The 18719-nt window shown below is 48.4% G+C and carries 17 protein-coding genes and 1 pseudogene; 4 read left to right on the forward strand and 14 right to left on the reverse strand.

The window, feature by feature from the left end; translation table 11 throughout:
- Window positions 1–189 precede the first annotated feature (189 nt).
- Entirely contained in the window at window positions 190–2355 is a 2166-nt protein-coding gene (locus tag ICC18_RS23430; RefSeq protein WP_188176868.1) for a HelD family protein, read from the forward strand.
- A 55-nt stretch (window positions 2356–2410) separates the two neighbouring features.
- Here ICC18_RS23430 and ICC18_RS23435 read toward each other — a convergent pair whose 3' ends face one another.
- The 6 genes and pseudogenes from ICC18_RS23435 to ICC18_RS23460 form a co-directional block, all read right to left on the reverse strand.
- A complete protein-coding gene (locus tag ICC18_RS23435; protein ID WP_188176869.1) occupies window positions 2411–3055 on the reverse strand; it encodes an MSMEG_1061 family FMN-dependent PPOX-type flavoprotein in 645 nt (214 codons plus the stop codon).
- Window positions 3056–3092: 37 nt separating this feature from the next.
- Window positions 3093–3935, reverse strand: coding sequence for a DegV family protein (locus ICC18_RS23440; protein WP_188176870.1), 843 nt, complete (start codon window positions 3933–3935; stop codon window positions 3093–3095).
- 20 nt (window positions 3936–3955) lie between these two features.
- The gene (locus ICC18_RS23445) at window positions 3956–4804 is read right to left on the reverse strand and encodes a DegV family protein (RefSeq protein WP_188176871.1); all 849 of its coding nucleotides are present in this window, start codon (window positions 4802–4804) and stop codon (window positions 3956–3958) included.
- Window positions 4805–5300: 496 nt separating this feature from the next.
- The gene (locus ICC18_RS23450; protein WP_188176872.1) at window positions 5301–5951 is read right to left on the reverse strand and encodes a response regulator; all 651 of its coding nucleotides are present in this window, start codon (window positions 5949–5951) and stop codon (window positions 5301–5303) included.
- Between the two features lie 17 nt (window positions 5952–5968).
- Complete coding sequence (locus tag ICC18_RS23455) at window positions 5969–7615, reverse strand: GAF domain-containing sensor histidine kinase (RefSeq protein WP_188176873.1); 1647 nt, start codon at window positions 7613–7615, stop codon at window positions 5969–5971.
- A gap of 25 nt (window positions 7616–7640) precedes the next feature.
- Window positions 7641–7796, reverse strand: a pseudogene (locus ICC18_RS23460) (SDR family NAD(P)-dependent oxidoreductase); the annotation flags it as partial.
- A 77-nt stretch (window positions 7797–7873) separates the two neighbouring features.
- Between ICC18_RS23460 and trhA the strand changes: the two are divergent.
- Window positions 7874–8503 carry a PAQR family membrane homeostasis protein TrhA gene (gene trhA, locus ICC18_RS23465; RefSeq protein WP_188176874.1) on the forward strand — a complete coding sequence of 210 codons (630 nt, stop codon included), beginning with the start codon at window positions 7874–7876 and terminating at the stop codon, window positions 8501–8503.
- 15 nt (window positions 8504–8518) lie between these two features.
- On the opposite strand, the gene ICC18_RS23470 is transcribed toward trhA, so the two are convergent.
- Together ICC18_RS23470 and ICC18_RS23475 are read right to left on the reverse strand one after the other, a co-directional pair.
- Window positions 8519–9172, reverse strand: a complete 654-nt coding sequence (locus ICC18_RS23470; protein WP_188176875.1) for an SGNH/GDSL hydrolase family protein — start codon at window positions 9170–9172, stop codon at window positions 8519–8521.
- Window positions 9173–9264: 92 nt separating this feature from the next.
- Complete coding sequence (locus ICC18_RS23475; protein ID WP_188176876.1) at window positions 9265–9546, reverse strand: hypothetical protein; 282 nt, start codon at window positions 9544–9546, stop codon at window positions 9265–9267.
- A gap of 127 nt (window positions 9547–9673) precedes the next feature.
- Between ICC18_RS23475 and ICC18_RS23480 the strand changes: the two genes are divergently transcribed.
- Complete coding sequence (locus ICC18_RS23480) at window positions 9674–10840, forward strand: M20 family metallopeptidase (RefSeq protein WP_188176877.1); 1167 nt, start codon at window positions 9674–9676, stop codon at window positions 10838–10840.
- Window positions 10841–10906: 66 nt separating this feature from the next.
- Here the strand turns inward: ICC18_RS23480 and ICC18_RS23485 are convergent, their stop codons facing one another.
- The 3 genes from ICC18_RS23485 to ytxJ form a co-directional block, all read right to left on the reverse strand.
- The gene (locus tag ICC18_RS23485) at window positions 10907–12199 is read right to left on the reverse strand and encodes an MFS transporter (protein WP_188176878.1); all 1293 of its coding nucleotides are present in this window, start codon (window positions 12197–12199) and stop codon (window positions 10907–10909) included.
- Window positions 12200–12269: 70 nt separating this feature from the next.
- Window positions 12270–13151 (reverse strand): DMT family transporter, encoded by an 882-nt coding sequence (locus ICC18_RS23490; protein WP_188176879.1) that lies wholly within the window; start codon window positions 13149–13151, stop codon window positions 12270–12272.
- Window positions 13152–13318: 167 nt separating this feature from the next.
- Entirely contained in the window at window positions 13319–13660 is a 342-nt protein-coding gene (ytxJ, locus tag ICC18_RS23495; RefSeq protein ID WP_188176880.1) for a bacillithiol system redox-active protein YtxJ, read from the reverse strand.
- Between the two features lie 148 nt (window positions 13661–13808).
- Between ytxJ and ICC18_RS23500 the strand changes: the two genes are divergently transcribed.
- Complete coding sequence (locus ICC18_RS23500; RefSeq protein WP_188176881.1) at window positions 13809–14678, forward strand: metallophosphoesterase; 870 nt, start codon at window positions 13809–13811, stop codon at window positions 14676–14678.
- Window positions 14679–14712: 34 nt separating this feature from the next.
- Here the strand turns inward: ICC18_RS23500 and ICC18_RS23505 are convergent, their stop codons facing one another.
- From ICC18_RS23505 to ICC18_RS23515, 3 genes are all read right to left on the reverse strand, one after another.
- Window positions 14713–16323: a PucR family transcriptional regulator gene (locus ICC18_RS23505; protein WP_188176882.1), complete on the reverse strand. Its 1611-nt coding sequence runs from the start codon at window positions 16321–16323 to the stop codon at window positions 14713–14715.
- Between the two features lie 218 nt (window positions 16324–16541).
- Window positions 16542–16943 carry a PaaI family thioesterase gene (locus ICC18_RS23510; RefSeq protein WP_188176928.1) on the reverse strand — a complete coding sequence of 134 codons (402 nt, stop codon included), beginning with the start codon at window positions 16941–16943 and terminating at the stop codon, window positions 16542–16544.
- Between the two features lie 72 nt (window positions 16944–17015).
- Window positions 17016–18692 carry a long-chain-fatty-acid--CoA ligase gene (locus ICC18_RS23515; protein WP_188176883.1) on the reverse strand — a complete coding sequence of 559 codons (1677 nt, stop codon included), beginning with the start codon at window positions 18690–18692 and terminating at the stop codon, window positions 17016–17018.
- Window positions 18693–18719 lie beyond the last annotated feature (27 nt).

Raw genomic sequence — 18719 nt, forward strand, 5'->3', positions numbered from 1 at the left:
ATAGCATTATTTTCCAATGCGCCCAAACTTGCGGCCGCTATCCGTAAAACTTCCCTATTGCTCGCAGATATGATATATTGTTTACCTGTTTTATTTCCAGAACATACTAATTTCCGGCTATCCGAAAAAATCAGCACAAGCTTACGAAGAAAGTTTTGTTATTACAAAACTCTTAGGAGGTAACTGATCTTGGACACAAAGACTCAAAGTGCCTATCAAGAAGAATTACAGCGACTCGAACGAACGAGCGCCGAAATTGACAGACAGCTGCAACGTTTGCAGGCGACTCCGGTTTATTACGGACCCGACCTGGCCGAGCAAGCGCTGGAAGTTGCACGCGAGCAAGGGCGGCAAAACTTGTCCAAAGCGGTGGAAGAGCCGTACTTTGGAAGACTCGATTTCCAGGAGACGGGCGCTGCGGCAGCAGCCCCGCTCTATATTGGCAAAGCCGGCGTCGAGGACGAACGCACGGGGCAATTGCTTGTGATCGACTGGCGGGCTCCGGTAGCCAGCCTCTTCTATTCGTTCACAGGCGGACTCGACGCCGCTTCCTACGACTCGCCGGACGGTCTGATCGCCGGCCTCGTTTATTTGAAGCGTAACCTTGTCGTACGCAAACAAATCCTGCAGCGTGTCGTGGACACGTACAATCGTGACGAAGACTCCCTTGCGGTTGGAGACGAGTTTCTACTCTACCGGCTCGGCGAGAACAAAGATAACAAGCTGCGCGATATCGTGTCGACCATCCAAGCCGAGCAGGATCGCATCATCCGTGCTGCGAAGAACACAGCGCTCATCATTCAAGGGGTTGCAGGGAGCGGTAAAACTACCGTCGCCCTTCACCGCCTCGCGTTCCTGCTCTATCAGTATCGCGAGCAAATTCGTGCGGAGCGGATGGTCATATTCGCGCCGAACTCGATGTTCCTCGACTACATTTCCGGCGTTCTGCCGGAGCTTGGGGTCGGCAACATCCAGCAAACCACCTTCTCCGACTGGGTCCTCGATATGCTGGATCAGGAAGTGAAGCTAGCAGATCCGGCACTGACGCTTCAAACCTGGTTTGCCGTCGGCAGCAAGAGACCCGTGGTTAACAATCACGCGCCCGGCCGCTTCAAAGGTTCCATTGCGTTCAAGCAATACTTGGAGGATTGTCTACATCGCTTCGAAGAATCGTATGTTCCTGCCTCAGACTTCCTTCCGTGGGAAGGCGCGAAGCTGCCGATCGCTACGATTCGCGAATGGTTCTTTGTTGAGAACAAGCACTATCCGCTTGTGAAACGTCGCGAACGTGTTATTGCGCGGATTAAACGTTGGATGGAAATGCAGCTCGACAAGATCTGGGAGCAAAGCCGCAAGAAAGAGCTCAAGAAGAAAGCATCGCAGCGCTTACGTACTTATTTGACAGGTTGGCCGGAGCATACCGCTTTCTCTTTTTACAAGATGCTGTTCAGTGATACAGGACGCCCCACAAGCTTGCCTGCAGAGCTCCTCGGGCAAATCCCGGAGGCGATCGTTACAGCCTCAGCCAAGCTTTTCAAGAAAAAAGAAGTGCAGCTTGAAGATCTCGCTCCTCTTCTGTATATTCATACCCGCCTCAATGGCATCGCTTCGGATCGGATGTTCGACCACGTTGTCATTGACGAAGCGCAAGATTTTTCGCCTTTCCAAGTAGCTGTCCTAGACAAATACACGCGTAATCGCTCTTTTACGATACTAGGCGATTTGTCGCAAGGGATCCATGCTTATCAAGGCATTATCGACTGGAAGGAATTTTCCGGTTTATTTAAAGAGGAAGAAACCGGCTACTTTGAGCTTGAGCGAAGCTATCGATCTACGGTGGAAATCATCCAGTTCGCGAATTCGGTGCTGAAACGAGGCATCGATGACCCGCTTCTGGCCGTTCCAGTGTTCCGCAGCGGGAACAAAGTTCGCGTCCTGCAAACGGATGCCAAAGGGCGATTGCCGCTCTTGAAGATGGCCCTCGCATCCTTGCAGGAGGGTACCTCCTCCAGCACCATCGCCGTGGTCGCAAGGACGGAAAAGCAGGCCAATGAACTGCACGATGCACTGAGTGAAGCAGGCATCTCCACGAACCTGATAACCGCCAAGCAGCGGGTCTATCGTGGCGGCATCTCCGTCCTGCCTGTCTATCTAACCAAAGGCCTTGAGTTCGACGCTGTGCTGCTCATGGATGTCACTGCCCAACATTACGAAGCGACGCTGATCGACGCCAAGCTGCTCTATGTTGGCTGTACCCGTGCCCTTCATGAACTTTGGCTGATCGTACCAGGGGCGTTATCACCTCTCGTGGATACCGAGGATAGCGAAATCGTAACGACCGATCATTCAGCTTAAAAAAAGACACGCATTCTCTGATCTCTATGATCAGGAAAGTGCGTGCCTTTTTGTTTCAATACAAACGTTTGGTGTAGCTCTCATGAAGTGACTTTGCGATTTCCTCAGGCGTCACGCGCTCATCTGGAAGTTGAATATGAGCTGCGAGCATATTCGGGATTGACGGAAGCTGGTCCTCGGATAGCCAAGTGCTTGGCTGCCATAGTCCCGAGCGCTTTAAAGCCTTGGCGCAATGGATATAGCACTCTTCGACTTCAACGCCAATACCGACGAGTGGTACTTTGCCCTGCACAGCCATCCCCTCTAATATTGCTTGATCGCGGATGACATAGCCCCGGCCATTGATCCTCAACGTCTCGCCAAGGCCTGGAATCAAGAAGAACAGTCCGAGATTTGGATTAGCCAGCAAATTCAGCAAAGAGTCGAACTTCCGATTGCCCTGCCTCTCTGGAATTACGAGGTGCTTGTCGTCAAGCACCTTAACAAATCCGGGTGCATCTCCGCGTGGCGAAGCATCGCAGTTTCCTTGTACATCAGAAGTTGCGATAACAAGAAAAGAAGACTTTGCAATATAATTACGGCAGTGGTCATCCAGAATTCGGATCGTTTTATTCGCCGCTAACTTGCCCGGATGCCCGAGCAAATCTCTTAACTCTTCTTCTGAATTTACTAGATGCGTAAAGACATTAGTATGACCCAACACCTACACTCCTCATTGGAAGGCCTCGCCCAATTTGTTAATATGCAATCAATACGCCGCCTTCTCCGGCATATGTTCCGATGACCGTTCCCATGTTCGAGAACAGCACGTTCCGGAACGGGTATTTCTCAAGCAGCTGGTTCAGCACCGCTCGCGCTCGCTCCTCGCAGTTGCTGTGCGCAACGGCAATCACGTCTTTCTCGAAATCATGACGAGCCTCTCCGACCTTTTCGATCAGTCGCTTCAAAGCTTGCTGGGTACCGCGTATCTTCTCAATTACTTCTACCGAACCTTCATCACTGGCTTTCATCAGCAGTTTGATGTTAAGCACGGATGCCACCGCTCCTCGAACCCGATCCAGCCTCCCGCCTTTGATAACGTTTTCTAACGTGTCCAAGAAAAAATAAGTGCCGGAAGTACTCACAGAATGATGCATGGCTTCCACGATCTCCGCGAACGGAAGACCGCCTTCAGCCATTTTCGCCGCTTTATAGACCAGTACCCCGAGACCTAACGAGGCTGTTTTGGAATCAATCACTTCTATTTTCCCGGTAAAACCTTCATCCAGCAGCATATCTTTTGCCATCATGGCATGATTGTACGTGCTGCTAAGCACTGAAGACAGACAGAGGACAAGAATATCTTGCCCAGCAAGAGCTTCCTGATAAGTCGCGAGAAATTGAAGCGGAGACGGGCTGGATGTCTTCGGCAGTTCGCTCTCTGCTTTCATTTTCGCATAAAAATCGCAAAGCTCCATGTGGGGAGGCATGCACTCCTCGCCAAAATGTACGGATAATGGAACGATGGAAATATGTAGCTCCTCCACCAGTTTTTTCGGAAGGTCGCAGCTGCCATCTGTGATAATCTTGATTGTCGTCATGCCTTAGCTCCACTCGTTATTTATTTTTTAGCGAATACAATTCCTACGGTGCAAGGCCCGCAGTGGCTGGAAATAACACAGCCGGTTTCTGTGATATATACACGTTTCACATTCGTATGCTGTTCGATTTGATTTTTCAGATAAGCGGCATCCTCAGCGGCCATCGCGTGCGTAATGAACAGAATTTCCTCATCCATAAGGTCTTTTTGTGCTAATGCGTTGTTCAAAAGCTGATCAAGCGCTTTCTCGCGCTTTCCTCTCACTTTATCCGTCAGCGTCATGGCCCCTTTGATTACTTTTACAAGCGGTCGAATTTTCAGCAAGCTGCCAATGAAAGCCTGCACGCTTGAACATCGTCCGCCTTTATGTAAATACTCTAGCGTATCGATGACGAATTCCACTTCAATTTTGGCGGTTTGAGGCTCAATCAAAGCCCGAATCTCTTTAGCGCTTTTACCTTCTCCCGCCGCTTGCGCCGCTTTCAAGACTAGCAATCCGATCCCGGTTGATAGATTTCTGGAATCGATCACCGTGACCCTGCCTTCCTCGAATTGTGATGCTGCGATTGTCGCGTTCTGAATCGTAGAAGATAATTCTGACGATAGACCAATGAAGACGATATCATCACCGGCTGCGATATAAGGGGCAAAAGCTTGCTCGAAATCCGTCGGCGAAGGTGCTGCCGTTTTGGGCAGCTTGCCGGTTTGACCGACTAAATGGAAGAGCTTGTCCGGTTTAATGGATACCCCGTCTTTATAGGAATCACCATCAAAGATTACATATAGAGGTACAACTTCAATCTGATAACTTTGTCTCAGCTCATCGCTTAAATCGTTCGTGCTGTCTGTAAATATCTGAACCCGTGACATCTCTTTGACTACCACCTTGTCGTTGCAAACTTTTCTGAATATACTAAAGGTCTACTCATAGAATTGAATTTAGTATAATAGATACGAGCTGAAAGCTCAATCGGTTCATATAAAACCGAAGAACAAAAACAAAACCACTGAAAGATGCAGGCTTAATACTACTTTCGCCTGATCTCCAGCGGTTGGAACTTAGCGTACAATACGTCTTGATTACTTGGCACGTCTCAACCATTTTTTTATATTCACGTACAAACTGTCTTTGAGCATGCCGCATTGTCTTGATTCGATATACTGTTCAACTTGGATTGGATTTTCCCACATCTTGTTCAGCCCCTTCGTGCTTCGTGTTTATAGAACTATCTTAGCACTGGGAAGGGGATCCATCGTCGGCGGCATGTATGAGTTTGCGCTACGCAAATGGTCCGATGCGAAAAACTATCAGGACCTACGACCAAAGTCGTAGAAACCGGGTACAGAAAGGAACAGTCTCTCTTGATCAGGAACTTAACCCTTTCTTAACGGCATAAATGGCAGCCTGCGTCCGGTCAGACAGCCCCAGCTTGCTAAGCACGTGGCTCACATGTGTCTTGACCGTTTTCTCCGTGATATGACAATACGCGGCGATTTCCTTGTTGCTCTTGCCTTCAGCCAGCAGCACCAGCACTTCGCGCTCGCGCGCCGTCAGACTGTCGATACAGGGTGAGACGACCGCAGCAGGCGCGGGCGATGCCAGATGCGCCATCAATTGATCCGTAATGCGCGGGTGCAGCTGCGCTTGGCCCGAATGTGCGCCGCGGATCGCGAGCACTAACTCCTCCGGCTGCACATCCTTGAGCAGGTAGCCGTTAGCCCCTGCCCGAATAGCGGGCAGCACATGGTCTTGATCGGAAAACGTCGTAAGCACGATGACCTTGACGTCCGGATAGAGCTGCTTTATCTGCCTGGTCGCTTCAATACCGTTCATGACAGGCATAATCAGATCCATGACAACGACGTCAGGCCGCAGCTCTTTAACTTTTTGCAGAGCTTCCTCGCCATTCGAAGCCTCCCCGATCAATTCAATACCAGCTTGGGTGCCAAGAAAATATTGCAGTCCTCTTAGAACCACAGCATGATCATCTACAAGTAAAACTCGAATAGATGACATACCTTTCCCCCCCTTTCTCAAGCATTCTTCATAATGGATAAAGGTAAAGTAATTTGAATCATCGTGCCTTTTCCTTTTTGACTTTGGACGTTGAACGTACCGCCCAGAGCTTCCGCACGTTCCCGCATCGTATGCATGCCGAACTTTACTTGCCGGGTCCGCCGCTCTTTGGTAAAGCCGATACCATCGTCTGTAATTTCAAAATAGACATGATCCAGCGTGGAGCAGAGCCTGATGATCGCATTCTTAGACCGCGCGTGCTTAATCACGTTGTTTAGCGCCTCTTGTCCGATACGCCACAACGCTTCCTCCACCATGCGCGGAAGCTCCCTAACGCCTTCAACATGGGTTGTAATTGACAAACCGATTTGTCTTCCGTACTGCGCAAGACCTGTCAGCAGACCATGCTCTAATCCGGCCGGTCTCAGTTGGAGAATAAGGGAACGCATTTCGGTCAGGGAATTTTGCGATAGCTGCCGAATGTCCGTCAGTGCTTCTTTCACCAGCGGCTCCGTTTCACCAAGCATACTCTCCAGCCCTCGCGAAGTCAGATTGAGCGAAAACAGCATTTGACTGACCGAATCATGCAAATCCCTGGCTAACCGGTTCCGCTCCTCACTTCGCGCCAAATCACGACGCTGCTCATACACCCTTGCATTCTCATAAGCTAGTGAAATGTGGTCCGTGAACGCTCTGGCCACTTCGGCATCGACCGTGTCGAAATACTGCTTCTGCGGGCTGCCGATAAAAAATACGCCGATCGGTTCATCCCTTAGAATAATGGGTACGGCGACACCGGAACGAATTTCAGGGTAAAGAACCTTCGTTTTCGGATTGCTATTATCCGCGATCGACCTGTCAAAGCGGATAACCTCCTGCTGTCGATAAGCTTGAGCGATCGGTCCTAGGCTGCGCATGGAATAGGAGCTGCAGCAAGTATACACCTTGCCGTTCATGAATTCCGTTCGCGGCGACAAATTGTCACCTTCTTGAATGAACACCGTGACCAAAGGGATATCAAATGCTTCGCCAAAACGCTGGACAGACTCCCCGGCTATTTTATCCGTCGCCAAGAGACGTCCTAGTGACCTTGTAATTTCCCCGAGTTTGGCAAAATGAACGGCGCGCTTCTGCTGCATACGATACAACATCGTCCGCTCAATCGCTGTCCCGATCTGAAAGGCAACCGATTGGAGGAGCGCCAGCTCCTCATCGCTGAAGTGCTTCTTCCCCGGAGAGGCCACATTCAGGATGCCGAACATCTCCTGACCGGCCCACAGTGGAATCGTCGCATGATGACTGATGCCTTCCGTATCACCAACCGCAATCATCGCTTCTTCTTCCAAACGCTCGCAGCTCAGAATGTTAACGGCATGCTTCAGTCTTCCGTCGCGGAAGCGGTCAATGCACCAGCATGATTTTAATTTAAGCGGAGCCATTTCATTGCGGGCGAGTGCCTGCGGAATCCCTTCAGCGGACAAGCAGGAGTGACCCGAATCAGGCTCTTTGCTAACGCGAAAAATCCAACCCGCCTTTAAATTCGTCAATTCCAAAAGCTTGGCTAATACTAGGGAAAGCACCGACTCCATTTCATTGGATTGATTAAGCGTCTCGGCAATCGTTTTTAAAATAACAAGCTCATTCGCGCGGAGCTCTGCTGACATCGAATCCGACACCTCCTTAGAAACCGTTTATATTCATGCCTCCGTATCTGCCCCACTCCAGAGCGAGCACCTTGGTCATTTGAATCCTGGCAGCTTTCATAGCCGTGTATACAACTCCGATTCTCAGGGCAACCTGTCCAGCGACAGAAGAAATATTGATAATTCTTCCATAGCCCTGCTTCGATTATGTAATTGAAATGAAGGTAAAAACATCGTTTCACCGTCCTATCTATATCAAATGGAAAGAAGGCTGCTATTATGGACTACTCAATGCGTGAAGAAAGAGCCAATGCCATCAGTCATGGCATCGGCGTGCTGCTCAGCATCGTTGCTCTCATCCTGCTCATCGTTCAGGCGAGCCTGCGCGGCGACGCTTGGCACATTGTCAGCTTCAGTGTTTTTGGCGTTGCGCTTGTAACCTTATACTCCTGCTCCACCTTGCTGCACAGCGTTCAGCATCCGAAGCTGAAGGATGTTTTCGAAATCTTAGATCACTCTGCGATCTACTTGCTCATTGCCGGTACATACACCCCTTATCTGCTTGTCACCTTAAGAGGACCTTTCGGTTGGACCTTTTTTGGCGTCATTTGGGGGTTAGCACTAATCGGCATGGTGCTCAAAATCTTTTATGTCAAACGTTTCATAGTCCTGTCGACGGTCTGTTACATACTGATGGGCTGGCTGATCGTACTTGCATTTAAACCGCTTTATATGAATTTGCCCTTTGGGGGCATCTTATGGCTTATTGCAGGCGGACTGCTATATACATTCGGCACCATTTTTTACTTATGGCGGCGCGTCCCATATCATCATGCGATCTGGCATGTGTTCGTATTGGCCGGGAGCATTTCTCACTTCATCTCGATCTATGGCTACGTGCTGCCATAAGCTTGAGACCGGCTCTCATCTGACCAGCTGCTGAAGCTGCTCGAGCGGTACGGTGCTTTCCACCTGACGAGCGAGCACTTCATAGCCCTGCCCGTTCGGGTGAATGAAATCCTCAGCCAGATAGCAGCTGTCATTCCCGACGAAAGCGTCATATACCTGTACAATACAGATGTGAGGCTTCTCCAGCTTTCGCAAAAACAGATTAAAACGCTGCACCCAGTAAGCGGCATCCGGTACTTGCGGCAATGGGTTATATAGACCTATCAATACAATGACGTATGGAGTTGTCACATTTTTACGCAAATCCTGTATACGTTCAATCAGCTTCCGATAATTCCCTTCGTACACTTGAAGCGCGGACTTTAAGTACTGTGGATCGCCTTCATAAAAGAATGGGATAGCGGCTTGGATTAAGTCGTTGCCACCGGCCGTAATGGTGATCAAATCCGCTTGCCTGACATGCCGTTGGAGTTCCTGCTTCGATTCAAGCGTTTCCAAAAGTTCTGACGTTGTCGCACCGTTAGTACCGGCATGACATAAGTTAACGGGTACGTTTAACAACTGTTCAATCCATTGCCGGTACAAAGCTACGAAGCCAAGACCTGCCGGATCTCCAAAACCAACGGTTAACGAGTCTCCGAATGCCAGATAATTGATCGTCTTCTCCATCGCTATCCTCTCCCCACACACTGACATATAACCAATGTATGCGTGTGCGCCCATTTTGGGCATGTACGGCGGTGAGACTTGGCGAAGTTTTTCTATGCAACAATCGGCTGGACAAAGCTCTCGATCTGCGATTTTTCCGATAATGTGAATTGGAATTCGCAGTCACAGCCCTCATCCTGCAGGACGATTTGTACAATGTCACCATCCTGATTGCAAATAACGAGCACTGATGGATCAAGCAAGTCCTCCGGGTAAGATTCACCATTCTCCATATGGATTCCAAGGTAAATATCCTGCCACTGCCCTCTTTGCTCCATTTCTTTGAAAGATAATGTAAACCGGTGCTCAATGGGTTCTGCCCCATACTTCATCATCGACATTCTCTCCTTATATCAGCATCGTTATGTTCATTTATTGTAACTCAGAGGTACGAAAAGTGGTAGATCACCTTCCTTTATACTACAATGGAGTTAAGAACCGTTCAATGAAGGAGCTTCCTCTATGAAATCTACGATAACAGAAACGATCGATCTCCAGGCTGAGAGATTCAAAGCGATCTCCAGCTTTATTGGAGCCAATCCCGAGCTTGGCCATGAAGAATTTCTTGCGGCCGCTCGCTTAACCGAAGAACTGGAAAGCCAAGGGTTCCATGTCGAACGCGGTATCCTGGATATTCCAACTTCTTTTCTAGCAACCTATGATTCCGGTAAGCCGGGACCGATCGTAGCATTCTTAGCCGAATATGACGCTTTAGCGGAGCTTGGCCATGCATGCGGCCACCACCTCATCTGCATGATGAGCATTGGCGCTGCAGTCGGCCTGAAGTCGGTCATCGATGAAACCGGCGGAATCATCCGCGTATACGGTACACCTGCGGAAGAAACCAAAGGCGCTAAAGTGCCCATGGCCGCTGCCGGACTTTTTAACGATGTCGATATTGCGCTTATGGCGCATCCCTACTACACCTACGAGAAATCCGGCGAATCGCTGGCGATGGACGCCATTCAGTACGAGTTCTTCGGGCGTTCCGCTCATGCTGCCGCTCATCCTTATGAAGGCGTGAACGCGTTAGACGCCGTTCTTCAGCTGTTTAACTCCATCAATGCGCTGCGCCAACAAGTAAAGTCCGATGCTCGCATACACGGCATCATCAGCGAAGGAGGCAAGGCGCCGAACATCATCCCGGATTATGCGGTCGCTCAGTTCTATATCCGTTCCGCCAGCCGAACATATACGAATGAACTTGTACAAAAAGTACTGCGCTGTGCGGAGGGCGCCGCTCTCCAAACCGGCTGTACGCTTAAGACGTCGAACTACGAATTCTCATACGATGAACTGCGGACCAACGAAACATTGTCTTCCGTATTCACGGACAATTTGTACGCGATGGGCGTTAAGCCCGAAGAGATCGAGATCGGTAAAGATCACGGTTCCCTTGATCTGGGCAATGTATCGATCCAGTGCCCAACAATACACCCTTTCATGAAGGTCGTTGACGAGAAGCACCTGCTGCACACGAAAGAATTCCGGGATCTGGCCATGCAGGATCGTGCGCTGGATAGCATGATTTTCGCAGCCAAAGCACTCGCGAACACAGCTTACGATGTTCTGGTTAATCCCGAGCTGCTGAAGCAAATAAAAGCCGAGTTTGCGGCTAAGGTGAAGTGACACCGAGTTAACTCTAAAAAAAGACCTGTCTACGTTTCTGTAGAATGGTCTTTTTTGCGTTATTTTTTAAGCCGATACATTAGTCGGAGAATCATGCAATACCTGAGCCCCGGCTCTACGAGCTTCAAGGCGCCCCATTATGGCATAGAACATCACCATGCCGACAAGGCCGCTCAGCGCGATGAGTGAAGCCATCATCCACGAGGACATGTAACCGCCTAGAATAACGCCTCCGCCTCCAAGCAGCATAGCCCCTTTATAAACCATTCCATTCACAGCCATATAAGAGCTTCTAGCGTGATCAGGCGCAATATCGCCTAGATAAGCTTGATTGATAGGCACGTACATCAGTTCTCCGACTGTGGCGATAAGCATCGCAAGAATCAGCAGCCACGGCTGATTGCTATAGGCCAAATAGCTGTAACCAAAAATGTAACAGGTGTAGCCGATAAACAATACTTTGCTGTCCGGGAATCTACGCATAATGACGCCCATCATAACTGAAAGTACAACGACAAGAACGGTATTTTCGGTTCGAATAAAGCCGAGCATTTTCAGACCGTCAATATGAAAAGTATTATTTTCCCACACCATAAACGGCACGTTCACCATCTCTTTTTCCAAGCGTACGCCGACATAATTGCCCAAGTGGAATTCGACAGATACGAGCAGCAGCGAAGCGGCAGTAAAAATCATGAACGTGGAGTCTTTCAGCACGGTTCGGTAATTTGACCACATGGAAATCGTGCCTGTCCGTTTGCCGCCAATTGCTTGGCTTGGATCCGGGTTGTAAACTTCTTCAATAAAAAAGCAAGTCACAATCAGAGAAATGAACCCGATTGCGGATAAACCGATAAAGAGCTCGAACAAGTACGATTTGAACAAGAAAGCGCCCGCCATACCGGCAATGGCAAAAGACAAATTGTTCATCCAATAGGATATCGCATACATGAATTTGCGTACTTCCGGCGCCGTTACATCGAGCAGCATCGCATCGTTGGCAGGTCCATGAACCCCCCAGAACATGCTGACCAAAATCATGAGAACAAAAGTAATGCCCGGCGATTCAAACCAGGGCGAGTTGGAAAGCGCCATTCCCATGAAGGACAGCATCCAACCGACTTCAGCAGCAATCATAAGCTTTTTACGGCCGATACGATCTGCATAATAGCCTCCGATGATGCCTGCCATTACACCAGCGGCAATCCCTAGAATTACCACTAGTCCTGCGCTTGTATCCCCCAACTTTCCGGAGAAATAAATGGACATGAACGGAAGCACCATATTATTGGCGGTTCCTGATAAAAATGACAAACCAAAACGAATTTTAACATTCCGGTGAAAATCCCGAAACCTCATGCAGCACCTCCGGCAGTCATATCGATACGACCGAAATAATTAACCTTTGATCAATAAATCGCAAAAAAACTTACTTCTCTTCGTTGCTTCGTAAAAACATAGCCACTCCGATGAGAAGCAAACAACCTGCCATAAGCTGCAGCATGGTGATCGTCTCGCCGAGCAGCACGAAGGCCAATAGAGAAGCGCCAAGCGGTTCTCCAAGGACCGTCATAGAGATCGATGTCGCTTTCATATACTTTAGCAGCCAATTGAATACATAGTGACCGAATACCGTAGGCACAATCGCCAAGAGGAAGAATATCCCCCACTCTTTCGCCGGGTACTCTGTAAAAGAAGCTCCAGAGGCAATGTTATAAACGGCAAGAATGCCTCCCGCAAATAAAAAGACGAAAAAGCTGTACACAAATGCGGATACGTGCTCTCTTATACTTTTGCCCAAAAGCATATGCATGGCTACGGCAACCGTCCCGAGTAATGATAATAGGTCGCCTTTCAAAGCTTCCCCGGAAAATTGGAAATCACCCCAACCAATACAAATCGCTCCAATGATAGCAATCGCCATGGAAATCAAAGCTATACGGCTTGTTCGCTGCCTGTATAAAAGGAAGGCGCCAAGCATAACAAAGATGGGTTCCAATGTTAAAATCGCCGTCGAACTGGCAACCGTTGTGTAATGAAGCGAGTCCATCCAAAATAAAAAATGAAGACCAAGCCCAATGCCTGATGCAATCGTTCGCAACCACTCTTTCAAATGAATTTGCGAGATTTCATGTGCATACCGCCATAGAAAAGGCAGCATAAGCACATTTGTCATCAACAGCCTATACATGGCAATGACGGAAGTCGGCGCTGATGACCATTTGACAAATATCGAAGAAAAAGAGATAGCTATAATACCGATGACAAGAAACATCGAAACTGGAACTTTGGTTTTATTCATTGCATTCATGCAGGGAAACTCCTTGGTGTAAACTGGTAGTCGTTGCCGTATAAGTATATAGTAGGAATCGGCACTTGCCAACCATTTTTAACACATGTTCAATTAATTTTTGATGAAAAAAAGCCCTAGGAAGTCTGCTCTCGTCATACGAGCAGCTCCCAAGGGCTTTTATAAGCTTAATCTAGTACAGCAGTTATATGTTTGGACGTTACCGACCAATGTGAAGTATTCCAAACCGATTCTTTATTTTTAAAATATAGAATTTGCGGTGAAGCATGCTTGATCCCAAGGTCATCAGCGATTTGATTGGAAACCGGACGTGATTCAATGACTTTCACCAAGTAATAGTCGACATCGCCATTCGGCTTACCTGCCAAGTATTCCTCATATTCTTCGAGTGCGCTCGCGCTTACCGGACAAGCTGTGCTATGTTTCAGCACTACCGCCGGTTTCTCTGTGGAGTGATCCAAAACCTGCTGCCATTCTTCAAGCGTCATTAACTCTTTCCAAGCCGACATGTGAACATCTCCCTTCCCATCTTAATAAGAATGATTATAAAATAACCTGCTTGCTTATGCAAATCGAGAAAGCGCACAATTCGCATCTAACGCAAACCGACTGGTATAATGCTTATAGGTAAGCGCACTAGCATTGAAGGAGGCACCCATGCAGCCATCACCACCGATAACCAGACGTGAGTTCCTCAAAAAAGGGATACGCCTAGCAGCTTCTCTAATTGCAACAGGCGGTGTTATAGGCGGTTATTCAACTTTCCTGGAACCGCGTTGGTATGACCTGACAAGAGTCATAATACCTTTTGAGCGACTGCCTTCTGCCTTTCATGGGATCAGAATCGTTCATATTAGCGATATCCATATGGGACATTACTTCGAGCTGTCTGATCTGGAGACAGTTATCAATCTTATACGCCAAGAGAAACCCGATCTGATTTGTTTCACGGGTGATTTGTTCGACGCCAAGATTACTGTAGATCCTAAACAAATTAGCAGCTTATTGGCCACATTGGAAGCACCGCTTGGGAAGTGGTCTGTGCTCGGCAATCACGATCGTTTGGCAGGAAACCTCAAAATAGCAGCGCTTCTCCAAAACGGCGGATTCAGAACGCTATTCAATGATCATCAAGTCATTCGCAGCGGTGGACAAGCGATTCAAATTGCCGGTGTGGAAGACATGCTGACAGGCGAACCTGATCTTGCAAAAACGCTTTACGGCGCGAACGCCGGCATATTTACCCTCCTTCTCTCCCACTGTGCCAATTTTGCCGATATTGCTGCCGGGTATGCGATCGATTTGCAATTGTCCGGTCACAGTCATGGCGGCCAGATTCGATTGCCCCTTTTTGGTGCGGTCGTTACCCCTCCACTCGGCAATAAATATGTGATGGGGCTGCATAGTGTCCCGGGATCCAAGCTGCAAGTGTATACCACTCGCGGGGTCGGCACTACCCTGTTTCCGTTCCGTTTTCTATGCAGGCCGGAAATTACAGTCCTCACGTTAGAACAAATAAAACCCTGAGCGCCTTATTTATTGGCATCCCAGGGTTTCTGTTTTATTGTCTCACATGTAAAAATTGACGAAATAAGAACACGGCTTTCAGCTTCAATAAATCGTTCACTTTTTTAAAATCAACCTGCAGCAGGTCGCTGATCTTCTCCAATCGGTATGTGACCGTATTACGGTGAATGAATAGTTGCTTAGCCGCTTCGCTAACTTGACCGTCATTGCGGATGAATACCTCTAGCGTACGAATCATTTCTTGCGAATATTCAGCATCCCTTTCAAGCAGCGGCCGCAAAATTTTCGTACAGTAGTCTTCCATGGCGTCGGAAGAAACATTTTGGAACAGATGAGCAAATTCGATCGTTTCGAAGTGGAGCACGCGGTCCGGCAATCCAAGCCGGCTGGACAATCGATGTGTCTCCACACATTCCATATACGCTTCTTTAAGAGCAATCGGCTTCGATTTCACCGGGCTTACATAGAAGGCCACTTCACCCGCTTCTTCCAAGCAAGCCGCATCTCCGGCATACTTCGCCAGCAGTTGGGACAACTCTTCCTCCGGAAACCCTTCGGCTTGATTGGCCGTAAAGATGGAAAACAGCTGATCCTTTAAAACAAAATGATTAACCCGCAGATTTGTCGACTTAGGGTGAGACTCCATATACTGCTTCAGCTCTTTGAGTTTCCCCACAGGTGGCTCATCCAGTGAAGAATCATGGTTGCTGAGCTTGATTTTGCTAATGACACATTGATAAGCCCCCGTAAAAATGTTCAATCCACGCATTTGTGCCAGCTCCATGAATTCCTCTAAAGGCGCCCCCTTCTCCAAGTAACGAAGGAGATTGTTTTGCAAGTCGCGCAGCGCCGAAGCCTCAACGTGAGAACGGAACGTAAAGCCCATATGAAAAGCAAGAATGTCAGATGCTTGTTGGAACAGTCCTTCCTCCACGTTAGCAAGCAGCACGGCATCGGGCATGACCAGCAAGCTGCCAAGCTGTTCTTCATCCTGCCCAATCAACGCTACACGGTATGCCCGGTCTTTGCCCGCATGAACCCAGCCCGCTTTACGTTTCCAAGGCCAGTTCTGCTGCAGCTGATCATTCGTCCAGGCGCTTGTATTATAAAGAATTTGCCCTTTAGCACCCAATATCGCCATCGGGTATCCGATAATGCCACTAATTAATTTAAACATCGCGACCATATCGTCCTGTTTCAAGCCGAACTGCATCAGCTTCTTTTGCTTCTCCAGCACACTTTGCAGCAGTTGCGTATTTCGGCGATATTCCGCGTTAAATAGAGCGTTCATTTGATCCGAGAATGTGAACTGGAACGGCATTTCGATAATCGGAAAATGAAGCCGGTCCGCCTCCTCCACAACGACCTGCGGGAGTTCCGTCCAGAATCGTCCAAGCTTAATGCCCAGCCCCGCTGCCCCACGATCATTTAATTTACGCAGCAAATTAACGGTTTCCTGAGGGCTATCTTTCATGGCGAAAGCCGTTGTAAAGAGCATTTCACCGGATTTCGTCCAATCCGCGATATCGGGAGCATCCATCACATTCACCGATTTGACGATACGCGATTCTCCTTGTTTGCCGGCAACCAGCTTCGCTTCTGTTAAAGGATATATGGTTAAAGCCTCACGGATTGTAAGATGCATATCGTATTCCCCCTCATGCCTTTTTAACGATTATAGGATGATGTTTCCAATCAGTCAATGATTTTATGTTAGTTTATATGACATTTGAGATAAATTAATGAAATATTTTTGAACAAAATCGCTTTTATGTTAGATTATATAACATTAATTTCACATACAATTAAAAAGAGACGTGCATCATGCACGCCCCTCTGCTTAGCTTACTTTCTAATTACCAATTAGATGACCCTAAACGTCCCTGTTCCAATCGTACCGAGATTGCCCTCGCTATCGGTAACGCGGCCTTGCGTCGTAATCATTTTGCGGGATTGATGAACGATTTCCGCAGTGACAAGAAGCCTGCCTTCCTTAAGCGGGGATACGAAGTGGACATTCAAGTTCGTTGTAACCACTTTCTCCTCGGGCCTGGCTGTCATAATCGCAATCCCCATCGCATTATCCAGTAAGGAGGAAAGTACGCCTCCATGTACGATGCCAATGAGGTTCAAATGGTGCGGCTTGGCATCTAAAGCAACAGTAACCACACCCGCTTCCATACTGACAAACTCACAGCCCAGAAAGCCCCAGAATGTCGGCTCTGCCGCCGCTGCCAATCGTTGCAACCTTTGTTCGATTTCCATTTGTGATCCATTCACAGGGTTCCCTCCTCCTCTTCTCTCTTTATCATGTTCCAATCTTCGTACTATACCCTATTATGAAGATTGTTTTTGCTCTTCTTCCAGCAGCTGTCTGCGCAGCACCTTCCCTACCATCGTTTTCGGCAGCGATTCCCTAAATTCGATTCTGCGGGGAACTTTATAGGCAGCCAGCCGCTCTCGGCACCACAGTTCCAATTCTTTCTCCGTCAGTGTCATTCCCGACTTCAGGACAACAAATGCTTTTACCGTCTCACCGCGATATTGGTCAGGTATGCCGGCGACAGCCGCTTCCTGAACGGCAGGGTGCTCATACAAAATTTCTTCGATTTCCCGAGGATAGATATTATAGCCTCCAGCAATAATCAAATCCTTCTTGCGATCTACAATCGCAAAGAACCCATCGTCATCCATTCGCGCCATATCTCCGGTGTACAGCCAACCTTCCTTAATCGTTAATGACGTTTCTCGTTCGCGGTTCCAATAACCTTTCATGACTTGAGGACCTCTAATGATAAGCTCCCCAATTTCACCGATCGGCATCTCCTCTCCGCTGTCCGGATTGACGACTTTGGCTTCCGTATCCGGAAACGGGATGCCAATCGTACCGATTTTGCGGTAGCCCAGAACCGGATTGGCATGGGTGACAGGTGAAGCCTCCGTCAAGCCATAACCTTCAATGAGTCTACCGCCTGTCAGTTCCTCGAACCGCTCCTGCACTTCAAGCGGCAGCGGCGCTGAACCGCTTACACAAACATTAATAGAAGAAATATCATAATCCTTAATCCGCTTATGATTAATAAGAGCAACATACATTGTGGGCGCGCCTGGGAATATCGTCGGTCTCAGTTTATTGATCGTAGTCAGGATCAGATCGATGTCAAACTTAGGAATAAGAATGAGCATTCCCGCCAGCAGCATCGCTTGATTCAGCAAAACGGTAAGACCGAAAACATGAAAGCATGGCAGCGCTCCCAGGTAACGCTCTTCTCCGAACTGTCCCTGATAGCACCAATTCCTCGTTTGATACGTATTGGCCACCATGTTGAAATGCGTGAGCATCACGCCTTTGGATATGCCGGTCGTACCCCCGGTATACTGCAAGAGCGCAAGGTCTTGCTCAGCATCGACCTCAACACAGATAGGAGAAGCCGATGACTCGCCAAGCAGCTTCTTGAAATTGCTGACGCCATCGCCATATTCGACCGCCAGCTTGGCACCGTCTTTTTTCATTTTGATCGGATATAACCAATTCTTAGGAAAAGGTAAATAGTCCTTAATCGACGTAACAATGATATGTTCAATCTGCGTTTTGCTTTTGGCCTTTTGAACGCGCTCGAAGAGCAAATCCAGCGTAACGATTGCCTTTGCCCCGGAATCGGAGAGCTGGTGAACCAGCTCCCGTTCCATGTAGAGCGGACTCGTCTGGACAACGATCCCGCCCATCATTAGCGTGCCGAAGTAGGCAATAACCGCTGACGGGCAGTTCGGGAGCATGATCGCGACGCGCTCACCAGGGAGAATGCCCATTTCTTTTAAACCATTGGCGAATCGGTACGAAGCTTCAAGCAACTCTTTGTAACGCAGCGTTTTGCCCATAAAATAAAGAGCAGAGTTGTCTGGGTATTTCTTCGCCGTATTAACCAGTATGCGTGCAAGATTATGCTTCGGGTACTCGTAAGTCGGAGCTACTTCACTAGGGTAATGACGCAGCCAAGGCTTTGCGGAACTCATACAAAACCATCCCTTTCAGGTTCTTGA

The organism is Paenibacillus sedimenti, from assembly GCF_014534655.1.
Lineage (GTDB): Bacteria > Bacillota > Bacilli > Paenibacillales > NBRC-103111 > Paenibacillus_E > Paenibacillus_E sedimenti.